Source organism: Flavobacterium sp. (genome assembly GCF_031381455.1).
Lineage (GTDB): Bacteria > Bacteroidota > Bacteroidia > Flavobacteriales > Flavobacteriaceae > Flavobacterium.
The window spans coordinates 67,875-90,514 of record NZ_JANMXZ010000021.1 but is presented as its reverse complement, the minus strand read 5'-3'; the positions used below and the strand labels follow the sequence as shown (position 1 = coordinate 90,514).

Sequence of the window (22,640 nt, the reverse complement as noted above, 5' to 3'; positions counted from 1 at the left end):
TAAGCTATTATAAAAAGAAAAAAATACGACAAATGCCGTATTCTTCATAAATCAATATTTATAATTGTCTCTAAATCAAATTATTATTCTTAGCTTTTTGAACCGCTTCAAGCTTATTGTGGACCTGTAATTTGGTGTAAATATTCTCAATATGTTTCCGAACTGTGGAAGGTGATAAAAAAAGATTTTCGGCAATACTATTGTAATTTAATCCTTTGCTGAGTTGCTCCAAAACTTCTATTTCTCTTGTAGTCAATTTGATTTCGTCATCACATTTCTGTTCAAAATCAATTGGGTTTCGCAATAGTTTCAATGTTTTTAAAGCTATTGACGGATTCATGGCTGCTCCTCCATTTAGTGTTTCGATTATGCCTTGATGTAGTTCCTTTGGATTTACTTCTTTAAGCAAATAACCATCGGCTCCTGCTTTTATAGCATTAAAAATATTCTCATCATTATCAAAAACGGTGAGCATGATGATTTTGATTTGCGGGTATTTTGACTTTATGATTTGTGTGGCTTCAATGCCGTTGCAGTTTGGCATTTCAATATCCATCAGGATTAAATCAATGTTTTTATTTTGCTCTAGTTTCTGCTGAATTTCATTACCATCAATAGCAGTGAACTTTAAAACCAAATCATCAAAAAACGACAGCTTTTCGGCCACTGCTTTTTGCAAAAAAACATTATCATCTACTATGGCAATTCTTACGGACATAATTAAAGGAATTATACAGCAAATTAGGTTATTTTTTTAAGTTCACCTATTGATTTAAAAAAAAGTCCTTTTCAGACTTATGATTTAGCTTGAATAAACCACAGAATGAAAAGGACAACAATAAAAACAACCTAAGTTATTTTAAAATATCAATACCACTTGATGAAACAAATATGACGAGATAATTTGGTAAAAAAAATACGGCAGATGCCGTATTTAAATCATTATTGAACTTACTTGTTACGCTGTTTTATCCTTTACTTTTACTATTATTTCAGTTCCGGTTTTTGCATTGGTTATAAATTCAATTTCACCTTTGATGTCTTGAATTCTCTTTTTCATATTATTGATACCATTACCCAATTCAATTTTATCAGCATCAAAGCCTTTCCCATCATCTTTAATGGTTATAATCATGGCATCGCCCTCGGATTTGATATCAATTTTTATATTGCTGGCTTCGGCATATTTAATACTGTTGTTTATGGCTTCCTGAATCGTTCTGTAAATATTCATTCCCTCAATTGAACTAAATTTATTTTCTTTTAAATTGTCTTCAATTTGAAATGAAAATTGGATTTCCTCTTTTGCTTCTTTTGCTTTATCGATAAAGTTATGAATTCTTGTTTGCAAATCCTCCAATGATATTTCACTGCTATTCATAGCCCAAATAGTATCTCGAAGTTCAATTATAGTTGACTTAGCGAAATTACTGATACTGGAAATTTTAGTATCTAACTTGGTGTTTTGTATCTCAAAAGCATATTTAATATTATCGACTGACGATATGATAAACGTAAGTTGCGACCCAATATTATCGTGCAAATCTCTGGATATTTGAAGTCGCTGTTCCTGCAATTTGTTTTGTGTTTCGATTTTGCTAATAGCAGATTTAAGCTCAAACTCTTGTTCCTGTTGCTTGTTTTTGAGCCTTTGTTGACGATACACCAAATAAATTATTATCAGCAGCGCTAAAGAAATCAATCCCAAAATAAGAAACTGTGTTTCCTTTCTCTTTATCTCTAACTCGCCAATGGCGATTTCGGCTTTTGATTTTTGCAGCAGCTTTTCTTTTTTCTCCGTTTGGTATTTTGTTTCCAACTCAGCAGTTTGCTTGTTCGTATTATTTATAAGTAACTGTTCATTTAGTATTGCCAATTTATTGACATAAAAACTTACGCTATCGGATTGATTTAGATTAGAACAAACAATAATTAATGAATTGTAATTAAATTGCAATTTATCATTAAGGCTTCCTTTCTCGTATACTTTTTTTGTAGCTAATAATAATTTCTTTGCATCAATAAATTTTTTGGCAATCATAAATTCTTTAGCCAAGTTTAAATCAAAATTTGCTTTGTCTAAATTTGAGTTTAACGATTCTCTTTCTTCTTTAGATTTCTGATAAAATGCTAATGCGTCTTTAGATTTTTTCTGTTGGGTTTTGATGGCAGCAATATTATTGAATCCGCTCGAAATTCCCTTTTTATTGCCCACAGTTGTGCAGGCTTTAACGCTTTTATTATAGTAATTTAAAGCGTTTAGCGTATCATTCATCTGGAGATATACATTGCCCAAATTCAAGCAGGAAACACACAGCTCTTCGGTAAAATTATTTTTTTCCTGATACTTTACGACTGCACTTATGTATTGTAATGCTTTGGGATAATTCTTTAATTTTAGTAGAATTAAACCGATATTTCCTTTAGTAATGCTACTGTTTTTTTCGTCTTTTGTGCTTTCAAAATAATGTAATGCTTCTAAAAACGAAGTCATCGCCTCTTTGTATTGCTGTGTTTTTTCATAGATGTTGGCCAAATTATTATTAATTTTTGCCAAACCTCTGGTGTCATTTCTTAGCTTTCTGATTTTATAAGCTTTGAGATAATTTGCTTTAGAGTTTTGAAAATCCCCTTTCATAAAATACACCGCACCAATGTCGCTATAGACCTGAGCTTGCAAAGTTGAATCGGCTAATTTTATGGATTCTTGAACAGCTTTCCCACCATAATGCAAAGCGGAATCAGTTGAAACTTTTGAATAATACCAAGTTAAATCAGAATAAATAACAGCTGTTCTCTTAGCGTCAGGAGTATTTTTTAATTCTTTTTTTAAATTATCGATTAACTCCTGGGCGTTCTGAGCAGAACCAAAAGAGAAAAACAATAAAGCGAAGAACAGAATATAATGTTTGGCCATTTTAAGAAATTAATAGGATAAATATATTAAAAATGTTAAAACAAACAGATTAATACTTTATTTTCTTGGATAGGAATCTTCAAACATTGTGTAGCTTAATTCATAAATGTCTTTGGAAAGTGTTGCGTTAATGATACTCAATTTCTTCTTAAATTCTGCTGACAATAAAATTTGATTGTTTTGAATTTTTTGCTCGTCATTTAAGTGAGCAACAAACTCTTGAAGCACTTTCATATTGGAGCGATATTTCAATCTATCCGCCTGAATCTTATTCAGCAAATAGATAATAATTCCTAAGAATAAAACCGATATGAGTATCAAAGTATTTGTCATTGATGATTAATTAAAACAATCAAATTAGCATGTTGAAAGTAATAAGGCAAATTTGCTAATATTAACCTTATGATTCGATACGTCAACTGCCGTATTCTACTACTTAATTTTTTATCAAACTACTTTTGGAAATTGGTGTTGATTTTAAAACATTAGCACCATCATTATAAGAAATGAAGTATAGAATTTCATTTTTCTCGTCATAAAAAGGCAAGCCATCAAATTCGCTGTTGTTAACCTTACTTCCAAGATTTATAGGTTCTGACCAGTTTTTCCAAGTATCATCTAATCTATAAGAAACAAAAATATCGTAACTCCCATAGGTGCTAAATCCGTCACTACTAAAGAGTAATGTCTTTTGGTCTGATAAAAGTTGACACATGCTTTCATCAGAGGCGGAGTTAATTACTTTCCCCATGTTTTGTAAAAAACCATAAGTGCCATCTTCTTTTTGAAAAGAAAAATACAAATCGCTTCCTCCTTGAGAAAAATCGGTTTCTATTCCCATGATTAAAACTTTTCTATCTATACTATGTGTTGCTTCAGCAGTTTCATCATAATTATTATAAGCCGCTACTTTTATTTCTCCTAATGATTGATACTTTCTGTTTTTGACATTAAATAGCTCAAACCCTGTTTCCGAAGTTCCTCTGATATAATTATTTCCGCCTTTCAATAGATACTCAGTTCCTATGCATCTAAGATGATTGAAACGATCACCTGTGTTAAGTTCGGTTTCCAATGTTTTATTTTTCCAATTACCATTACCGTCCTTTGTAAATGAATATATTTCATCTTTTGTATCATTAAGAGATGATATAAAAAGTGTGTTCCCATCAAAAGAAATTGACGGACCTGAAGGAACGATATCGGGCAAATCTATTTTTTTTGAATCCGAAAGGTTTTCAAAAGAAGGATTTGAATTTACTTTTGCTTCTAAAGGAACCTCTGAATCAGAAATCCCAATAGCATCAATTTGCTTTTGTCCCGGTAGCAATGCAAAATTGAATTCTACCCTAACAGCAACAACTCCAGAAACTGCACTTTCTAAAATAGCATGTTCAATGCCTGGATTAAGAACATCAGGAGCTTCTTGTACTTTTCTTCTTTTTCGTTTGAAATAATAGGCATGATCTGCCGGAATGGTTGCTTTGAAAGTTGGTGTTTTATAATTTGTTTTTCGAGACCAAACTGTTTCATATTTTCCTGAACCAGTATCGACTCCAATTCTAACTACACAACCTGCATTTAAGTTTTCAAAAATAGCCACTTGTTTTACAGTTTGAGGTTTTTCAAAGCTCACTTCTACCCATTCGTAACCATCAAGTGCTTTCTTTGGAGTCCACGCATTTGGGCTGCTTCCTGCTTGCGGAAAAACGTCTGGTTTTCCTAATATTCTTTTGATTCCAAATTGTTTTCCGCCTAAATCGGAAGAATATTTTATCAATTTATTAGCCCATTGTACTTGTTGTGCATCTGCAGAGAAAAGAAAAAAGAAGAAAGAAAAAAGAGTGAATATCGTTTTCATGATGAAGCAATTAAAAAAGGACTGCAATTTTCAAGTTACAGTCCTTTTGTTCTAACTAAAAAATTCTAATTATTTACTTTTATTTTTTCTACTTTTTTGCCTTTGAAAGCGAAAATATATTCGCCATCAGAAGTAATGTCAATTCCGGCGCCATATTTTGGACTTCCGCCTTTTCCTTTGGATTGAACCGAACCTTTAGTATCGCCATTCGTCATGTCAATACCGTAGATGATATTTTTACTGTTTCTTTGATCTCTCAAGAAATAATTGTCGCCTATATGATAGAAATAATCTACTCCTTTTATTTTGTCTGAAGCATAAGCACGAGTTCCATCTTTTTTGTTATAAGAAGCCAATCCTTTTTCTGAAAGCACTACTACTCTGTCGCCAAAGTCAATCACATCGGTTGCTTTACCTACTTTGGCATCATTGTGTTTTACGTCAAACAATTGATTTCCGGAAGCAATATCGTATCCATAAAATTCGTCTCCATCACCAACAAAAACTGTTTTATTATTATCAATAATTAAATCGGTAATTCTTTTGTCGAATTTTTCAGAACGCCAAGCTGTTGTTCCGGTTTTGTCATCCAAAGCTATCACACTATTTTTTTGTGCTTTGTAATCCCAATAAATATAGGGAACCCATTGTTTTGCACTTCCTCCTCCAAAACCGCCTAAAGCCATTCCTGCAGATAAACCACTAGACACTTCTTCTAATCTATATTCCTGTACCTGTACTTTCCCTCCAACTTGTACCATAATTTTATCGCCGGTTTTGTAGATGTTTGGCATACAAAAAGCGCCAGTTATTTTCTCTGAAGCCCAAAGTAATTTACCGGAAGCTAAATCATGTTTCTCAACATATTTAGTTCTGTCTCTTGTTCCCAACATTACCAAATAAACAGCATCTTCAGTAAATAAAGGATCCGCTAAGGTTCTGTAAATTTTTGAACGTTTTCCGCCGCTGAACAAACCTCCATTGGAACCTCCCATATCATTTTCATAAGTGGCTTCCCAAAGTTTTTGGCCAGTATTATAATCATACACATTCATTCCATCCAAATACATAAATATTTTATCTCCTTTAATCCATAAATCAATAATAGCTCTACGCGTTACTAATTCTTTTTCTATGGTTCCTCTAAAGGTAGCGTCCCAAACTACATCGCCATTAACCGCATTTATTCTAACCAATTGGTTTTTGAATCCAGAAAATAATGCTCCTAAAGCCGTAGGTTTGAAATTCACCATGATGATTTCATTTCTTTTGGCATCATAAACATATTTTCCAACACCGCCTTTAAAACGATTGGTTTCCCAAACTTTTTCCCCTGTATTGGCTTTTACCAAAATCACTGAATTTCTTTGCGAAATTAAAAACGAATCTAACTCATAAATGTATTTTACCGTTTCCAATTCACCTTGGTCAGAACCTTCTTCTGTTTTAGTTCCACCTTTTGGAATTAAGTCTTGGTATAGTTCCGAATTCCATAATTCTTTTCCTGTTGCTAAATCTAGTACGGCTACTCTATCTGTTCCTAAACTTCTTTTATCAAAAAGAAATAAGTAACCTCCTTTTTCTTTCCAAATAGTGTATTGATATTCAGAATTATTGGTTTTATTGGTGGTTAATTTTTTATAATCACCGCTCCAAATGGTTTTACCGTTCTCGTCCAATACTGTCGCCGAATTATCATCAGTTGCGATGATGTATTGACCATCACCATTTGTCAAAGCTAAAAAAGAGGCTTTGTTATCAAACTCTGATTCCCAAACGGTAGCAAAATTCCCTGATTTTTTTCCGGCAGATGATTTACCTTTAACTTTGTCTAATAACTTCCCAAATTGGGCTGTTGCTGGTAGTGTGCATGTTAAGCTGATTACTAACAGTACTAAGGTTGCTTTTTTCATTGTTTTTATTGTTTTTATTGTTTTTATTGTTAGGTTGTTAAAAAGTCACGGTATAACGAATCTTATACCGTTGTTGTTTTTGAAGTTTAAATTGGAATTTGTGTTGTAAAATATAGTCCGACATGAAATTGATAAAATCAATATTCTTGATGTCGCTATCTACTTTAAAGAAGGAAGAAACCTTTCCGTTTTGGACTACGCCAATATCAATAACCATAGTTCCTTTGACATCAGCATATTTTTTATTTTTCCTTTTTACAAAATCGGAAGCTTGAAATACTTCATCGATTTCTTTGGTTACCATTGCCGAGACTTCTTCCTCATCTGTTAGCACAGGTCTTTGAGTAAAGAGGTTACTTTGAGCAACAACATTGGTAGTACACAGCATAAAAAATGCGAATACTAATGTAGTTTTTAAGATTTTCATGTATTTGATTGTTAGTTCATAACAAATATACAACTATGTTAAAATTATACAAATACGACAAATGACGTATTTTGTTAAAACTGAAAGTGTGGAAACTGCTTTTGCAACTTGATAATCTTGTTGTTAAGATTACTTAGAAATTTTTGATGGCTATCAGAATTAGGATTAAAAGGGCGATGTGCTAATCCTTTTTGAATACTACAAACTTCTTCCATTGTGGAGTGGTTTTCTTCAGAAATGTAGTTTTCAAAAAAACAAACCCAAATATAATCTATCGCGGTTTGACTTGGATGCAACATGTCTTCGGCATAAAAACGATAGTCGCGCAATTCGTCCATCATGATTTCGTAGGAAGGAAAATAGTTGCACTTTGATACTTCGACTTCGCTCAGTACAAGCTTGCTCAGTGTGACAACATTGTGCAAAGCTGTTATGAGATGTGCCTTGCTCCTTTGATTTTCTACAAATCCATCTTTGATATGTCGAACCGGTGAAGTCGTGAAAATGAAATGGCAATTTGGATTGACTTTTCGGATTAAGTCAATGGTGTTTTGAATGGATTTCTCGATAGTTGTAACCGATAAAATTTCTTTATCAAATTGATTTTGTGGCACTTTATGACAATTGGCTACAATTTTTTGAGATGATTTATTTCGATAAACCCAAGAGGTTCCGTAGGTAATTATGATATGGGTGGATGCGGGTATTTGGTTATTTGTTTGCTCGAGAATTTGATTCAGATTTTGTAAAAATAGTTCCTTATCTGGATGACTTAATTCGGAATGCACTTCGAAACAATGCCACAAATCATTGTGAAAAAATATGTCATTTTCCGTAAACTTTTGTTTATTGACAACTCTTGAAACCAGATTTTCAATAGAAATCGGATTAAAAATTATCCCAAACGGATTTGTTGTTATTTGGAATTTAAAATATTGGAATTTTCCACCTATGTTTTCGGCGAAACACGAACCCAATGATACAATTTTAGAATCATAGTTTATCGGATTGTTCGATTTAGCTATTGGTACTTTAGTGGTGAAGTTCATTCTTCAAAAGTACAAAATGATTTTAAACTCAAAATGGCTATCGAATTATAAAGTAATACAATCCAAACACAAACTTGGTGGCTATTTATTTTCTATTTTTGACAAAAATTAATGAGATTGCTTCGTGCCTCGCAATGACAAAAAATGAAACTACTATACGCTTATCTCAAAAAACATAAAATGCTGTTGTTTTTTGCGCTGTTAATGGCGGCAATAAACATTTGCTTCAGTTTGTCCGATTCTGTAATTACCGGTAAATTAATGCAGGATTGTGGTGTTGGCATTTCAAAATACAAAGGCAACGAAATTGGTTTTATTAAATCGGTTTCGTTTTGGCTCGGATTGTCATTAGGTGCAGCCATGATTTCCAGAATTACAAAGAATTTCCAGGATTATTTTACCAATATCGTAATTCAACGTACTGGCGCCGAAATGTACACTGACGGGATTAAAAAATCATTGGATTTGCCTTATGAAGAATTTGAAGACCAACGCAGTGGTGAGACGTTAAGTAAGTTAACCAAAGTGCGTTTCGATTCAGAAAAGCTAATTACGCTTTCTATTTCATTGATATTTCAAACGGTAATCGGGTTCATTTTTGTGATTGTATACGTTTCGCAAATCGATTACAGAATCTCGATTATCTTTTTAATTACGGCTCCTATTATTGCCCTTATTAGTTCGTATTTGGGTAAAAAGATAAAGTTGGTTTCCCGAAAAATAGTCACACAAACCAATTCTCTCGCAGGTTCAACAACAGAAAGTTTGCGAAATATTGAGTTGGTAAAAAGTTTAGGCCTAACCTATCAAGAAGAAAAACGTCTGAATTTAAACACGTTGAAAATCCTGCAACTCGAATTGCAAAAGATTCGTTTCATCAGAAGTTTGAGTTTTATTCAAGGAACAACGGTTCATTTTTTAAGAACATGTGTGGTGTTTATGCTTTATTACTTTTTATTTGGTGACAAAATCATTGTAGGCGATTTATTGACCATGGTGTTTTTTACCTTCTTTATTTTTGGACCATTGCAAGAATTGGGTTCATTTATCATTGCATTGAATGAAACCAAAGTTTCTATGGAAAATTTCAAAGAATTATTGAATGCCCCAAAAGAATTTCGTCCTAAAAATGCAAAGCATGTTGGTTCCATTGAATCATTGCATTTCTCCAATGTTAGTTTCAAACACAAAACGGCCAAACATCCCGCTGTTGAAGACATAAATTTCGATATAAAACAAGGGGAAACGGTTGCTTTTGTTGGGCCATCAGGAGCCGGAAAAACCACTTTGGTAAAACTTTTAGTTGGATTGTATCCGCCGGCAAAAGGTCATGTGAAATACAACTCGATTGATTCGAGCGAAATAGATTTATTGGATTTGAGAAAGCAACTCGGATTTGTAACACAGGATGCACAATTGTTTTCGGGTACGATTAGAGAAAATTTATTGTTTGTAAAACCATCGGCAACCGATGAAGAATTATTGGAAGTATTGCACAAAGCCAGCTGTGATAAATTATTGGAGCGTGCTGAAGACGGATTGAATTCAACTATTGGAGAAGGCGGAATCAAAGTTTCCGGTGGCGAAAAGCAACGATTATCTATCGCTCGTGCCATATTGAGAAATCCAAATTTATTGATATTTGACGAAGCAACTTCGGCTTTAGATTCGATTACCGAAGAAGAAATTAATGCGACCATCAGAAACATTTCGGATAAAAACAGAATCACGGTTTTGATTGCGCATAGATTATCCACGGTAATGCATGCCGATAAGATTTTTGTATTGGAACAAGGGAAAATTATCGAACAAGGGAAACATGAAGCATTGATAGAAGAAAAAGGCTTGTATTACGCCATGTGGCGTCAACAGATTGGCGAACGTAAAAAAGAATAAAAGAAAAACCTTTCTCCCGAAGCGTAGGGATGGAAGGTTTTTTTCTTATATTATCCCTAACGGGATTATGTTTATGCGTTTTATTTTTCTAACCATATTAAATCCCTACGGGATTAATAAAATCGATTGCTTTTTCTAACGCTTCCTTAATTCCAGCTACATTTTTTCCGCCAGCCGTTGCAAAGAAAGGTTGTCCACCGCCACCGCCTTGAATGTATTTTCCAAGTTCACGAACTACTGTTCCTGCGTTTAAGTTTTTCTCGGATACTAATTCTTTTGAAATATAGCAACTTAACATTGGTTTGTCTCGCGAAGCTTCGGGATTCACTGTAGCCAAAACTAAGAACAAATTGGTTCCTAAAGTTCCCAATTCATATGCTAAATCTTTTGCGCCTTCCGGATTCAAATCGACTTGTGTTGCTAGGAATTTAACTCCGTTAATGTCTTGCAGTTTCGAAGCCAGTTCCCCTTTTAAACCCTTTGCTTTTTCTTTTAAAAGTTGTTCGATTTGTTTCTTTAATTTGGCATTATCATCCTGTAGTGAAACCACCGCTTTTAAAGTATCCTGTGGATTTTTCAACGTTTCTTTGATAGCTTCCAAATCGGATTCCTGCTGCGTGAAATACTCTTTTACAGCATCACCGGTAATCGCTTCAACACGACGGATTCCAGCAGCAACTGCACCTTCAGATAGAATTTTGAAATGCCATATTTCGCCTGTGTTTTTCACATGGATTCCACCACACAACTCCTTGCTGTCGCCAAATTCAATCATACGAACATTATCTCCATATTTTTCTCCAAACAATGCCATGGCACCTTGAGCCATAGCTTGCTGAATTGGAATGCTTCGGTGTTCAACTAATTGCAATTGCTCTTCAATTCGAGTATTTACAAAATCCTCCACTTTGCGAATTTCTTCATCGGTGACTTTAGCAAAATGCGAAAAGTCAAAACGTAAATGATTTGGATTTACTAAAGACCCTTTTTGCTCAACGTGTGTTCCTAAAATTGTTCTCAACCCCAAATGCATTAAATGCGTAGCCGAGTGATTTTTAGACGTTGATGTCAGCAAATCTGTATTTACTTTAGCCACAAAACTGGCTTCAATATTTTCAGGAAGCTGCTTTGCAAAATGCAGAATTAAATTATTTTCTTTCTTCGTATCAATGATATCAATGGTTTCGTTAGCGGAAACCAAAATTCCTTTATCGCCAACTTGTCCACCGCCTTCGGGATAAAATGGCGTTTTGTCTAAAACGATTTGGTATAGAATTCCATCTTTTTTAGAATCTACTTTACGGATACGGGTGATTTTTACTTCGTTCTCCGTTTTATCATAACCCACGAATGTTTCTAAATTTCCGTCCCGAAGTCTCGGGATCAAAACTTTCCAATCTTCGGTAGAAACTTCAGAAGCGGCGCGTGAACGATCTTTCTGCGCTTTCATTGATGCATCGAATTCAGACTCTTTGAAAGACATTCCTTTTTCCTTTAAAATTAAAGCTGTCAAATCTTTTGGAAAACCAAACGTATCATACAATTCGAATGCTTTTGCACCTGAAACTTCGTTTCCTTTTGTTTTGGCAACTACAGTATCCAACAGCTGCAAACCTTGATCTAAAGTTCTTAAAAACGAAGCTTCTTCTTCACGGATTACATTTGTAACCAATTGCTGCTGCGATTTGATTTCTGGGAAAAACTCACCCATTTGGTCTGCCAAAACTTCAACCAATTTATTGATAAAAGGTTCTTTGGTATTCAAAAACGTAAATCCGTAACGAATCGCACGACGCAAAATTCTACGTATAACATAACCTGCTCCAGTGTTTGAAGGCAACTGTCCGTCAGCAATAGCAAAGGCTACGGCACGAACGTGGTCGACAATGACACGAATGGCAATATTGGTTTTATTCTGTTCTTCGCTAATATTTTTAACTTCGTTGGAAGTGTATTTTAATCCTGTAATTTGTTCCACCTTTACAATAAGTGGTGTAAAAACATCGGTGTCATAATTTGATGTTTTTCCTTGTAATGCCATGCACAAACGCTCAAATCCCATTCCGGTATCAACGTGTTGCGCCGGTAGTTTTTCCAGACTTCCGTCAGCTTTTCGGTTGAATTCCATGAATACATTATTCCAGATTTCCACTACTTGCGGATGATCATTATTCACCAAACTTTTACCGGAAACTTTTGCTTTTTCTTCGGCAGAACGAATATCAACATGGATTTCAGAACAAGGACCACACGGACCTTGATCTCCCATTTCCCAGAAGTTGTCTTTCTTATTTCCAAGGATGATTCGGTCTTCATCGATTAATGTTTTCCATATGTCCCAAGCTTCTTGGTCAAACGGTACATTCTCTTCAGGATTTCCTTCAAAAACAGAAACGTATAGATTTTCTTTTGGGATTTTATAAACTTCTGTCAATAATTCCCAAGCCCAATTGATTGCTTCCTTTTTGAAATAATCGCCAAAAGACCAGTTACCTAACATCTCAAACATGGTATGATGATAGGTATCAAAACCTACATCTTCCAAATCGTTGTGCTTTCCTGAAACACGAAGACACTTTTGCGTATCGGCAATTCTTGAGCATTTTGGAGTTCCGTTGCCTAAGAAATATTCTTTGAATTGTGCCATTCCCGAGTTGTTGAACATCAGGGTTGGATCGTCTTTCAAAACGATTGGGGCAGAAGGAACGATTAAATGTCCTTTGGATTCGAAGAATTGTAAAAACTGTTTACGAATGTCTTTTGATTTCATTATTGAGTTTATAGTTTGTGGTTTATAGTTTTATTCCGCTTCGCTGCATACAATTCGGCTACGCCTCGGGTTTGGTTAAAACGATAAACATTAAATTTATTCAAATGGTTTGTTTTAGCCCCGATTGTAGCAAGTATCCTTTTTGTTATAGCAATTTGCATCTCGACTGCGCTCGATGTGACAAAAAGATACTGCGGAAAGCGGGAAGATGGCTGAATCAAATAACAGAATGTCCGCTCCTAATCCTTCGACTGCGCTAAGGATGAAAATTAATTTGAATGCTTCAAATTAAAATTTAGGGATTGACTGAAACATTTGTTAAATTTGTTCGTATAACCATTGTTTTTTAAAAACTTCCACAAAAATAGCATAAAATAAAAAATGGCGAAGAAAGTAAAGTATTATTTCGATACCGAAAGTTTGGCTTACCGCAAAATAAATCCGAAACTGTCTAAAAAGCTTGGATTTATTGGTTTGTTTTTACTTGCTTCTTCTCTTTTTGGGTTTTTATGTTTTGTAGCCTTATTGAATTCCTCCTATTTAGAAACTCCAAAAGACAGATTGCAGGCGCGTGAAATTGAAACGATGAAGTTGCGGTATGCCATTTTAAATAAAAAAATGGATGAAGTAGATGAAGTTTTGAGCGATGTTGCCGATAGAGATAATAATATTTACCGTGCTTATTTTAATACGGCACCTATTCCGAACGAACAGCGTAAGGCTGGTTTTGGTGGTGTAAACCGATACAAAGAATTGGAAGGATTTAACAATTCGGAGTTGATTATCAAAACCTCAAAACGTGTTGATGTAATTTCGAAAGAATTAGCAATTCAGTCCAAATCATTGGACGAGATATTGAAATTGGCTAAAGAAAAAAATAAATTACTTTCTGCTATTCCCGCAATTCAACCCCTGAAAAATGAACAATTAAAACGTATTGCTTCCGGTTTTGGTTATAGAAGTGACCCGTTTACGAAAGTGAGAAAAATGCACGAAGGCATGGATTTTACAGCAAGTACTGGAACGCCCATTTTTGCTACCGGTGATGGTATCGTGAAAAGTGCCGATAACTCGAAATCAGGTTATGGCAATCATATTGAAATCAGTCATGGCTTTGGTTATTTGACTTTGTATGGTCATTTGAGCAAATACAAATGTCGCACAGGTCAACGAATAAAACGTGGCGATATTATAGGTTATGTGGGAAGCACCGGAAGAAGTGAAGCACCGCATTTGCACTATGAAGTTCATAAAGACGGCAAAGTGGTTAACCCAATAAATTTTTATTACGGAAATATTTCGGCAGCAGAATATACTGCCATTTCAAAATTAGCTAATCAAGAAAATCAATCTCTCGACTAGTGTTCAGTCACAGTCGCAGTTGACAGTTAAAAAATAAAATATGCATATAGAACTAAATCCAGACAAAAGATATTATAGCATTGGAGAAGTTTCCAAAGCTTTTAATGTAAATACTTCACTGATTCGTTTTTGGGACAAAGAATTTGACATTCTGAAACCAAAGAAAAATGCGAAAGGCAACCGAATGTTCACACCCGAAGACGTGAAGAACTTACAACTGATTTATCATTTGGTTAAAGAACGTGGCTTTACGCTTGACGGTGCTAAAACGCATTTAAAAGAAGGGCAAAAGAAAACGCTTGACAAGTTCGAAATCATTAGCAAATTGGAAACAGTGAAAGCACAATTAGTAAATATTAAAAATCAATTATAAATAAATTAAACCTTAAATTAAACAAACATGGATTTTAAAAAATTTTTACCTTGGATTATTGGAGCTGTTATCATTTTTGGAATATACAGCTGGGTTAAAGGAATTAATAATACGGCAGTGACATTAAATCAAACCGTGGAGCAATCGTGGGGAGATGTTCAAACGGCATATCAGCGAAGAAATGATTTAATTGGAAACCTAGTAAATACCGTTAAAGGTGCTGCTGATTTCGAAAAAAGTACGTTAACTGCCGTTATTGAAGCGAGATCAAAAGCGACGTCCGTTCGTGTAGATCCAACAAATATTACACCTGAAAAATTAGCTGAGTTTAACCAAGCACAAAGTGGTGTTTCATCTTCATTGTCAAGATTATTGGTAACTGTTGAAGCCTATCCTGAGTTGAAAGCCAATGCCAACTTCTTAAAATTACAAGACGAATTAGCAAGTACAGAAAATCAAATTTTAACAGCTAGAACTCGTTTTAATGAAGCGGTTAAACCATACAATACACATATCAAAACTTTCCCAAATTCTTTATTTGCAGGATTGTTTGGCTTCAAAGAAAAAGCCTATTTCCAATCGGTTGCTGGTGCTGAAAAGCCTGTTGAAGTAAAATTCTAAAAATAGAATAAATTAAAAATTTCACCATTAAGGCATTAAGCTTCATTAAGTCAAAAACAACTTAATTTTCTTAATCTCTTAATGTTTTAAATAAATTTTTCTAAAATGAACAATGTGGAATTTTAAACAAAACAAAAATGTCTAAAGTAGAAGATTTTTTAACGAAAGCCGAAGAACAGGAAATTGTTGGAGCTATTGGCAAAGCCGAAAAAAATACTTCCGGAGAAATCAGGGTACATATAGAAAAGCAAACTTCCATGGCTGCTATCGACAGAGCTATGGAAGTATTCCGTACTCTTAACATGGAGAATACTCAAGAACGTAACGGTGTTATCATTTATGTAGCTGTAAAAAGCAAACAGTTTGCTATTTATGGCGATAAAGGAATTAACGAAAAAGTGGCTGACGATTTTTGGAATTGCACTAAAGATGCTATGCAAAATCATTTCCAACACGGGAATTTCAAGCAAGGCTTAATAGATGGTATTCTGAATGCCGGCGAACAACTGCAAAAGTATTTCCCTTATGCTGACGGTGATACTGATGAATTGTCAAACGAAATATCTATGGGAGAATGATACAGTACAAAAAGAATATCTCGATTTTCCTGAAATTGTTCGTTTGTTTTTTAGTTACTCAAGTTAGTTATTCGCAATACACTATTCCCGAAAAACCTTCGTTCCAGACTTCTGTTTATGACTATGCGAATGTACTTAGTGCTTCTGAAAAAACGCAACTAGAAGAAAAACTGATACGGTATTCCGACTCGACTTCTACTCAAATTGTTGTCATTACCATTGAAAGTTTAAAAGGCGAAGACATTGGAATACTTACACCAAAATGGGGACAAACATGGGGAATTGGAGGAACTGAGAAAAACGATAACGGTGTTATCATACTTTTGGCTAAAGCCGAGAGAAAGATATGGATTTCGGCTGGTTATGGTTTAGAAGATAGATTAACTGCGGGAATTGGTGGAGAAATAACCCGAAATATAATCATTCCTGAGTTCAAAGCCGGAAGTTATTACAATGGTTTAGACAAAGGAACTGACGCTCTTTTTGATGTTTTCAAAGGGAAATACAAAGGCGAGCGAAAAGTATCTAAAAAAGGAAAAGACTTTCCCATTCTTCCAATAATCATTATCGTTATTGTTATTATAATCATTATTTCTAAAAACAAGAATAACGGCGGTAACTCAGGCTCTATCGGCGGCGGAATGAGTCTTACTGATATTATTTTGCTGAGTAGCCTTGGCAGAAGCGGTGGCGGTGGATTTGGTTCCGGTGGTGGATTTGGTGGAGGTTCTGGCGGTGGAGGATTCGGTGGAGGATTCGGCGGTGGCGGATTTTCCGGTGGAGGAAGTGGCGGAAGCTGGTAATAAAAAAGATAGATTGCTCACACAATCTATCTTTAAAAATAAACTAACTAAACTTTCTTTAAATAATTATCGATTTCCCAATTCGAATATTTTCATAATTCGCATAACTGCTATCATCAACACTTAGTATAAAATTTGCTATTGCACTTCCCACATAGTCCGTTCCAAAATTTCTCACCGAATTTAAATCGGGTGTAACTATATTGTTTTCTAAAGATTGTTCCACTGCTTTATGTATGGCTTCTGCTTCTTCTTTTAATCCAAAATGTTCTAATAACATGGCGGAACACAAAATAGCAGCAATAGGATTGGCTATATTTTTCCCTTTGGCTTGAGGATAAGAACCGTGAATTGGTTCAAATAATGCATTCTCATTTCCAACTGATGCCGAAGCCAACAATCCAATTGAACCACCAATTACACTACCTTCATCTGAAATGATATCGCCAAACATATTTTCGGTAAGAATAACATCAAACTGTCTTGGATTAAGAATCATTTGCATCGCTGCATTATCAACAAAAAGAAAATCCAGAGTAACATCTGGGTATTCTTTGGCTAATTGAGTGACAACTCTTCTCCACAATCTTGATGTTTCTAAAACATTCGCTTTATCAACTAGAGTAACTCTTTTATTTCTGGTCTGCGCGGCTTTAAATGCTAAATGAGCAATGCGCTCAATTTCAAATTGTGAATATTCACATAAATCAGAAGCTGTTGCACCATCATCACTTAACTTCTTTTCCCCAAAATAAATTCCGCCTGTAAGTTCCCTATAAATAATCATATTTGTTCCTTCTATGATTGAAGTTTTCAAAGGTGATTTTTCTAAAAGTGAATCAAAAGCTTTGATTGGTCTTATGTTTGCAAACAAACCCAATTCCTTTCTCAATTTTAATAATCCTTGTTCCGGACGCACTTTTGCATCTGGATTATTATCATATTTTGGATCGCCAATAGCACCAAAAAGTACGGCATCTGATTTTTTACAAAGTTCTAATGTAGCGTCTGGTAATGGATTATTAGTTTTATCTATAGCAATTGCACCAACTAAAGCTTCCTCAAACTCAAAATTGTGATGATACACTTCTCCAATCACTTTTAAGACTGCCACGGCTTGCTTGGTGACTTCCGGACCTATTCCATCTCCTGATAAAACAGCTATTTTCAATTTCATAATTTCTTTATTATATAGTAGTTATTATTTGTAATCTGGTTTTTTCAAATGCTTCAATGATGTCTTTATTATTTACTAAAAAATCAATATCATCATAGCCATTAATCATGCATATTTTTTTATAAGAATCTATTTCAAAAGATTCGATATGATTGGTGCCTTCTACCGAAATGGTTTGATTTTCTAAATCGATAATCAAATTTGTTTTTGGTTCAGCCTGTATTTTTTTTAAAAGAATTGCCAAAAATTCAGGTGAAACAACAATGGGTAATAATCCATTATTGAGTGCGTTTCCTTTAAAAATATCTGCAAAATAACTAGACACAATTACTTTAAATCCATAATCGGTTAGCGCCCATGCTGCATGTTCACGACTACTTCCACATCCAAAATTATCTCCGGCAACCAAAATACTTCCGGAAAAAGTAGCATCATTCAATGCAAAAGTGGATATCGGTTGGCCCTTCTCATCAAAACGCCAATCTTTAAACAAATGATTTCCAAACCCTATTTTATCGGTAACTTTTAAAAACCGCGCTGGGATAATTTGATCCGTGTCAATATTTTCAATTGGCAATGGAACAGCGGTTGATTTTAGTTGTATAAACTTTTCCATATTAATTTAATTGTTGTGTAATGTCAATAATTTTTCCTTCAATGGCTGTTGCTGCAGCTACTAAAGGACTTGCTAAAAGTGTTCTTGCTCCTTGCCCTTGTCTTCCTTCAAAATTTCTATTGGAGGTAGAAACACAATATTCTCCAGCAGGAACTTTATCATCATTCATAGCCAAGCAGGCTGAACAACCAGGTTGTCGAATCTCGAAACCCGCTGCTTCAAAAACCGCAGTTAAGCCTTCTTCCTGAATTTGTTTTGCTACTTGTTGTGAGCCGGGAACAATTAAGGCATTAACATTTGAAGCTTTTTGTTTTCCTTTAATATATTGGGCAACGACTCTAAAATCTTCAATTCTAGAATTAGTACAACTGCCTATAAAAACATAATTTATTGGTGTGTTAATTAAGCTTTCTCCCTTTTTAAAACCCATATAGTCTAATGATTTATCAAAAGAGGCATCTTCAACAACAGGAATAGTATCTGTAATTTTAATTCCCATTCCTGGATTTGTACCATAAGTAATCATTGGCGCAATGTCAGCTGCATCAAAATGGTACTCTTTATCAAAAATGGCATCTTTATCAGAAGGTAATGTCTTCCAATAGTCTATTTTTTGAATTAATTCTTCCCCAACAGGAGCAAATTTTCTTCCTTTGATATAGTCAAAAGTGGTTTCGTCTGGCGCAATCATTCCGCCTCTTGCTCCCATTTCAATACTCATATTGCAAACCGTCATTCGACCTTCCATACTCATTTCGCGAAAAACATTTCCGGTATATTCACAAAAATAGCCTGTTCCCGAATTTGTTCCGATTTTAGAAATAACGTACAAAATCACATCTTTCGGTGATACATTTTTGGCTAATTTTCCATTGACATTAACACGCAAACTTTTAGGTTTATTGAGTAACAAACACTGACTTGCAAAAACTTGAGCAACCTGACTCGTTCCTATTCCAAATGCAATACTGCCAAACGCACCATGAGTTGACGTGTGACTATCACCACAAACCAATGTCATTCCGGGTTGCGTAATTCCTAGTTCAGGCGCAATGACATGCACAATTCCTTGATATTGATGACCTAAACCGTATAATGTTATTCCGTTTTTAGTGCAGTTTTTAGTAAGCATTTCGACTTGGTTTCTAGCCAAATCATCTACAATTGGCAGATGCTGATTTTTTGTTGCCACATTATGATCAGCGGTAGCTACTATTTGTTGTGGACGAAACACAGGAATGGAACGTTCTTCTAATTCGGCGAAAGCTTGTGGACTTGTTACTTCGTGAATTAAATGCTGATCTATATATAATATTTGCGGACCATTTGGCACTTCTAATACCACATGATTATCCCAAACTTTATCAAATAATGTTTTACTTTTCATAATTACACTAAAATACCGATGTTACTATTTTGAATAATTTGATGCACATCATGATCTATGATTTCTTTTTTTCTATCGGCTAATTTTACAAATTCAAGATAGACGATGTCTAATTGAAGTTTGGTCAATTCATAACCAATTTTTTTGGCACGATAGGCCAATGCAGCTCTACCACTGCGTGCCGTAAGTATAATTGAAGAATCATTTACCCCAACATCTTTTGGGTCGATGATTTCATAAGTTGATTTGTTTTTAATCATTCCATCTTGATGAATTCCAGAGCTATGTGAAAAAGCATTCGAGCCTACTATGGCTTTGTTTGGTTGCACTAGCATTCCCATATGATCGGAAACCATTTGGCTTGTACTATACAATAATTTAGAATTGATGTTCGTATCTAAACCTAAACGAGGATGCTGTCTTAAAATCATGACAACTTCCTCGAGTGATGTGTTTCCGGCTCTTTCGCCTATTCCGTTGATGGTGCATTCTATTTGTCGAGCACCATTTATGACTCCTGCAATTGAATTGGCTGTAGCCAAACCTAAATCATTATGACAATGACAGGAAAGAATGGCATTTTCAATTCCGATGACATTTTCTTTAAGATATTTTATTTTGGCACCATATTCATCCGGAAGACAATATCCTGTTGTATCTGGAATATTTAATACTGTTGCACCAGCTTTTATGGCTTCGCTACATATTTTGGCTAAAAAAACATTATCGGTTCTTCCGGCATCTTCTGCATAAAACTCCACATCATCAACAAATGATTTTGCATAATAAACGGCTTCAGCTGCCCGATTAATTATTTCATCTTGTGATGTATTAAATTTATATTTGATATGCGTTTCGGAAGTCCCAATTCCTGTATGAATTCTAGGTTTTTTGGCAAATTGAATTGCGCGTGCTGCAGCATCAATGTCTTCTTTGACGGCGCGTGTTAAAGCACAAACTGTGGCATTTTTAACTGCTTTTGAAATGGCTTCAACCGAATTAAAATCGCCTGGACTTGAGATAGGGAAACCAGCTTCAATAACATCAACACCTAATTCATCCAAACGCTGAGCAATTATTAGTTTCTGTTCCGTATTTAATTTGCAACCCGGAACTTGCTCACCGTCACGCAAAGTGGTGTCAAATATTTGAATTTTTTGATTTTCCATATTAATAATTAAACTTAAATTAGTTTCTTTATACGAATATATATTTTGCATTACTAAAATGAAATCTAATTTTTAAATACATTACAGTATTAAACAAAATCATTATTCTTTTAAAACACTGATTTACTGAATATTACAATCCTATTTTTACGATGGCAAACCCAACAAAAGATAATTTATTTGTACTTATTTCGTCACTTTCAAAATCGGAAAAGAGACAATTTAAATTGTATGTCAATCGATTAGGAGATAATGAAGATGCCAAATTTTTGCAGCTTTTTACCTTGTTGGATAAAATGAAAAGTTATGATGAAGATGAAATTCTAAAGAGTAAAATCGTAACCAAACAGCAACTTTCCAATTTAAAAGCGCATTTATACAAACAAATACTTATTAGTTTGCGGATGAATCCTATTAATCAAAACATTAGGATTCAAATTCGGGAACAATTGGATTTTGCTACTATTTTATATCAAAAGGGATTATACAAACAAAGTTTAAAAATCCTGGATAAAGCCAAGGGAATTGCTCTTGAACATGACGAAAAGAACATTGCCTTTGAAATAGTTGAGTTAGAAAAAGTTATTGAATCACAATATATTACACGAAGTATTGCCAGTCGTGCTGATGAGCTCACTATTGAAGCGATGAAATTAAGCAAGCAAAATGTAATTGCCAGTAAACTTTCCAATTTATCGTTACAACTGTACAGCATTATGCTCAAAAGTGGTTATGCCAAAAGTGATGCTGAGATGCAGGAAATAACGACCTATTTCAACAATAAAATGCCAAAATATCAATATGAAAATTTGGGATTCAGAGAAAAATTATGGTTGTATAAAGCGCATCTGTGGCATAGTTTTTTAATTCAAGATTTCCTTTCTTGTTATAAATATTCGAGTAAATGGGTTGCCCTTTTTGATGAAAATCCACAAATGATTTCTTTAAATCCGGTTTGGTATATCAAAGGAAACAGCTACCTATTGGAATGTTTGTATTTGATAAAACACAAATCCTATATGAAAGATGTTTTAGAGCAACTAAAACAAACTATTGCATTAGATTCTTTTCCGAAAAACGACAATCTTAGTTCATTGTATTTTATTTGTTTTTATAATAGTAAATTGAATTTGCATTTCCTGGAAGGAGATTTTGAAGGCGGAATATATTTGGTGGATGACCTCTTAAAAAACATTAAGAAAAACGAAGACAGAATTGACGAACATCATATTATGGTTTTTTATTATAAAATTGCTTGTCTTTATTTTGGTGTAGGTGACAATAAAAAATGCATCGAATATTTGAAGAAAATTATCGAAAATAAAAACCTAACTATGCGAGAAGATTTACTCTGTTTCGCTCGTGTTCTTAGCGTTCTTGCTCATTTTGACGCTGGAATGGATTATCGTCTCGAAGTGCAATTGAAAAATACCTATGACTTTCTAATCAAAATGAATGAACTTCATGAGGTTCAACGAGAAATGATTAAGTTTTTAAAAAAATTAGAAACCATTTATCCAAATCAACTCAAAGCTGAATTCATAAAGTTGCATGAAAGATTGCTTATTTATGAAAATCATCCTTATGAAAAAAGGGCATTTCTCTATTTGGATCTTATTTCTTGGCTCGAAAGTAAAATCCAGAATAAACCAGTAGCGCAAATAATTCAAGAAAAAGCAAAGAAATTGATACGGTAAAAAAGTCGCCATAATTTCTAGATT

General features: G+C 34.3%; 19 protein-coding genes. 7 read left to right on the top strand and 12 right to left on the bottom strand.

Annotated features, from left to right (window positions below; translation table 11 throughout):
- Positions 1-70: 70 nt before the first annotated feature.
- From RMN97_RS06075 to RMN97_RS06045, 7 genes are all read right to left on the bottom strand, one after another.
- Positions 71-718: a response regulator transcription factor gene (locus tag RMN97_RS06075; protein ID WP_309613632.1), complete on the bottom strand. Its 648-nt coding sequence runs from the start codon at positions 716-718 to the stop codon at positions 71-73.
- A 240-nt stretch (positions 719-958) separates the two neighbouring features.
- Positions 959-2,917 (bottom strand): sensor histidine kinase, encoded by a 1,959-nt coding sequence (locus RMN97_RS06070; protein ID WP_309613631.1) that lies wholly within the window; start codon positions 2,915-2,917, stop codon positions 959-961.
- 57 nt (positions 2,918-2,974) lie between these two features.
- The gene (locus RMN97_RS06065) at positions 2,975-3,250 is read right to left on the bottom strand and encodes a hypothetical protein (protein ID WP_309613630.1); all 276 of its coding nucleotides are present in this window, start codon (positions 3,248-3,250) and stop codon (positions 2,975-2,977) included.
- Positions 3,251-3,353: 103 nt separating this feature from the next.
- Positions 3,354-4,778, bottom strand: a complete 1,425-nt coding sequence (locus RMN97_RS06060) for a hypothetical protein (RefSeq protein WP_309613629.1) — start codon at positions 4,776-4,778, stop codon at positions 3,354-3,356.
- 65 nt (positions 4,779-4,843) lie between these two features.
- On the bottom strand, positions 4,844-6,691 hold the full coding sequence (locus RMN97_RS06055; RefSeq protein ID WP_309613628.1) for a PQQ-binding-like beta-propeller repeat protein: 1,848 nt from the start codon (positions 6,689-6,691) through the stop codon (positions 4,844-4,846).
- A 37-nt stretch (positions 6,692-6,728) separates the two neighbouring features.
- Positions 6,729-7,118: a hypothetical protein gene (locus RMN97_RS06050; RefSeq protein ID WP_309613627.1), complete on the bottom strand. Its 390-nt coding sequence runs from the start codon at positions 7,116-7,118 to the stop codon at positions 6,729-6,731.
- 74 nt (positions 7,119-7,192) lie between these two features.
- Positions 7,193-8,167, bottom strand: coding sequence for a GSCFA domain-containing protein (locus tag RMN97_RS06045; RefSeq protein ID WP_309613626.1), 975 nt, complete (start codon positions 8,165-8,167; stop codon positions 7,193-7,195).
- Between the two features lie 144 nt (positions 8,168-8,311).
- Here RMN97_RS06045 and RMN97_RS06040 point away from each other — a divergent pair, with 144 nt between their 5' ends.
- On the top strand, positions 8,312-10,063 hold the full coding sequence (locus tag RMN97_RS06040; RefSeq protein ID WP_309613625.1) for an ABC transporter ATP-binding protein: 1,752 nt from the start codon (positions 8,312-8,314) through the stop codon (positions 10,061-10,063).
- Positions 10,064-10,160: 97 nt separating this feature from the next.
- Here the strand turns inward: RMN97_RS06040 and alaS are convergent, their stop codons facing one another.
- Positions 10,161-12,833 (bottom strand): alanine--tRNA ligase, encoded by a 2,673-nt coding sequence (gene alaS / locus RMN97_RS06035; protein WP_309613624.1) that lies wholly within the window; start codon positions 12,831-12,833, stop codon positions 10,161-10,163.
- Positions 12,834-13,214: 381 nt separating this feature from the next.
- Here alaS and RMN97_RS06030 point away from each other — a divergent pair, with 381 nt between their 5' ends.
- The 5 genes from RMN97_RS06030 to RMN97_RS06010 all read left to right on the top strand — a co-directional run bounded on the left by RMN97_RS06030 (position 13,215) and on the right by RMN97_RS06010 (position 16,570).
- Complete coding sequence (locus tag RMN97_RS06030; protein WP_309613623.1) at positions 13,215-14,195, top strand: peptidoglycan DD-metalloendopeptidase family protein; 981 nt, start codon at positions 13,215-13,217, stop codon at positions 14,193-14,195.
- A gap of 40 nt (positions 14,196-14,235) precedes the next feature.
- On the top strand, positions 14,236-14,568 hold the full coding sequence (locus RMN97_RS06025) for a MerR family transcriptional regulator (RefSeq protein ID WP_309613622.1): 333 nt from the start codon (positions 14,236-14,238) through the stop codon (positions 14,566-14,568).
- 27 nt (positions 14,569-14,595) lie between these two features.
- Entirely contained in the window at positions 14,596-15,189 is a 594-nt protein-coding gene (locus RMN97_RS06020) for a LemA family protein (RefSeq protein ID WP_309613621.1), read from the top strand.
- 137 nt (positions 15,190-15,326) lie between these two features.
- Positions 15,327-15,767 carry a TPM domain-containing protein gene (locus RMN97_RS06015; RefSeq protein ID WP_309613620.1) on the top strand — a complete coding sequence of 147 codons (441 nt, stop codon included), beginning with the start codon at positions 15,327-15,329 and terminating at the stop codon, positions 15,765-15,767.
- Positions 15,764-16,570, top strand: a complete 807-nt coding sequence (locus tag RMN97_RS06010; protein WP_309613619.1) for a TPM domain-containing protein — start codon at positions 15,764-15,766, stop codon at positions 16,568-16,570. Before RMN97_RS06015 ends, RMN97_RS06010 begins: the two co-directional genes overlap by 4 nt.
- A gap of 58 nt (positions 16,571-16,628) precedes the next feature.
- On the opposite strand, the gene leuB is transcribed toward RMN97_RS06010, so the two are convergent.
- Genes leuB through RMN97_RS05990 form a run of 4 tightly spaced genes read right to left on the bottom strand, consistent with a single transcriptional unit; the run spans position 16,629 to position 20,919 of the window.
- Entirely contained in the window at positions 16,629-17,747 is a 1,119-nt protein-coding gene (gene leuB / locus RMN97_RS06005) for a 3-isopropylmalate dehydrogenase (RefSeq protein ID WP_309613618.1), read from the bottom strand.
- Between the two features lie 10 nt (positions 17,748-17,757).
- Positions 17,758-18,363, bottom strand: a complete 606-nt coding sequence (gene leuD / locus RMN97_RS06000; protein ID WP_309613617.1) for a 3-isopropylmalate dehydratase small subunit — start codon at positions 18,361-18,363, stop codon at positions 17,758-17,760.
- A 1-nt stretch (position 18,364) separates the two neighbouring features.
- Positions 18,365-19,750, bottom strand: coding sequence for a 3-isopropylmalate dehydratase large subunit (gene leuC / locus RMN97_RS05995; protein ID WP_309613616.1), 1,386 nt, complete (start codon positions 19,748-19,750; stop codon positions 18,365-18,367).
- A 2-nt stretch (positions 19,751-19,752) separates the two neighbouring features.
- Positions 19,753-20,919 (bottom strand): 2-isopropylmalate synthase, encoded by a 1,167-nt coding sequence (locus RMN97_RS05990; RefSeq protein ID WP_309613615.1) that lies wholly within the window; start codon positions 20,917-20,919, stop codon positions 19,753-19,755.
- A gap of 152 nt (positions 20,920-21,071) precedes the next feature.
- Between RMN97_RS05990 and RMN97_RS05985 the strand changes: the two genes are divergently transcribed.
- Entirely contained in the window at positions 21,072-22,616 is a 1,545-nt protein-coding gene (locus RMN97_RS05985) for a hypothetical protein (RefSeq protein ID WP_309613614.1), read from the top strand.
- Positions 22,617-22,640 lie beyond the last annotated feature (24 nt).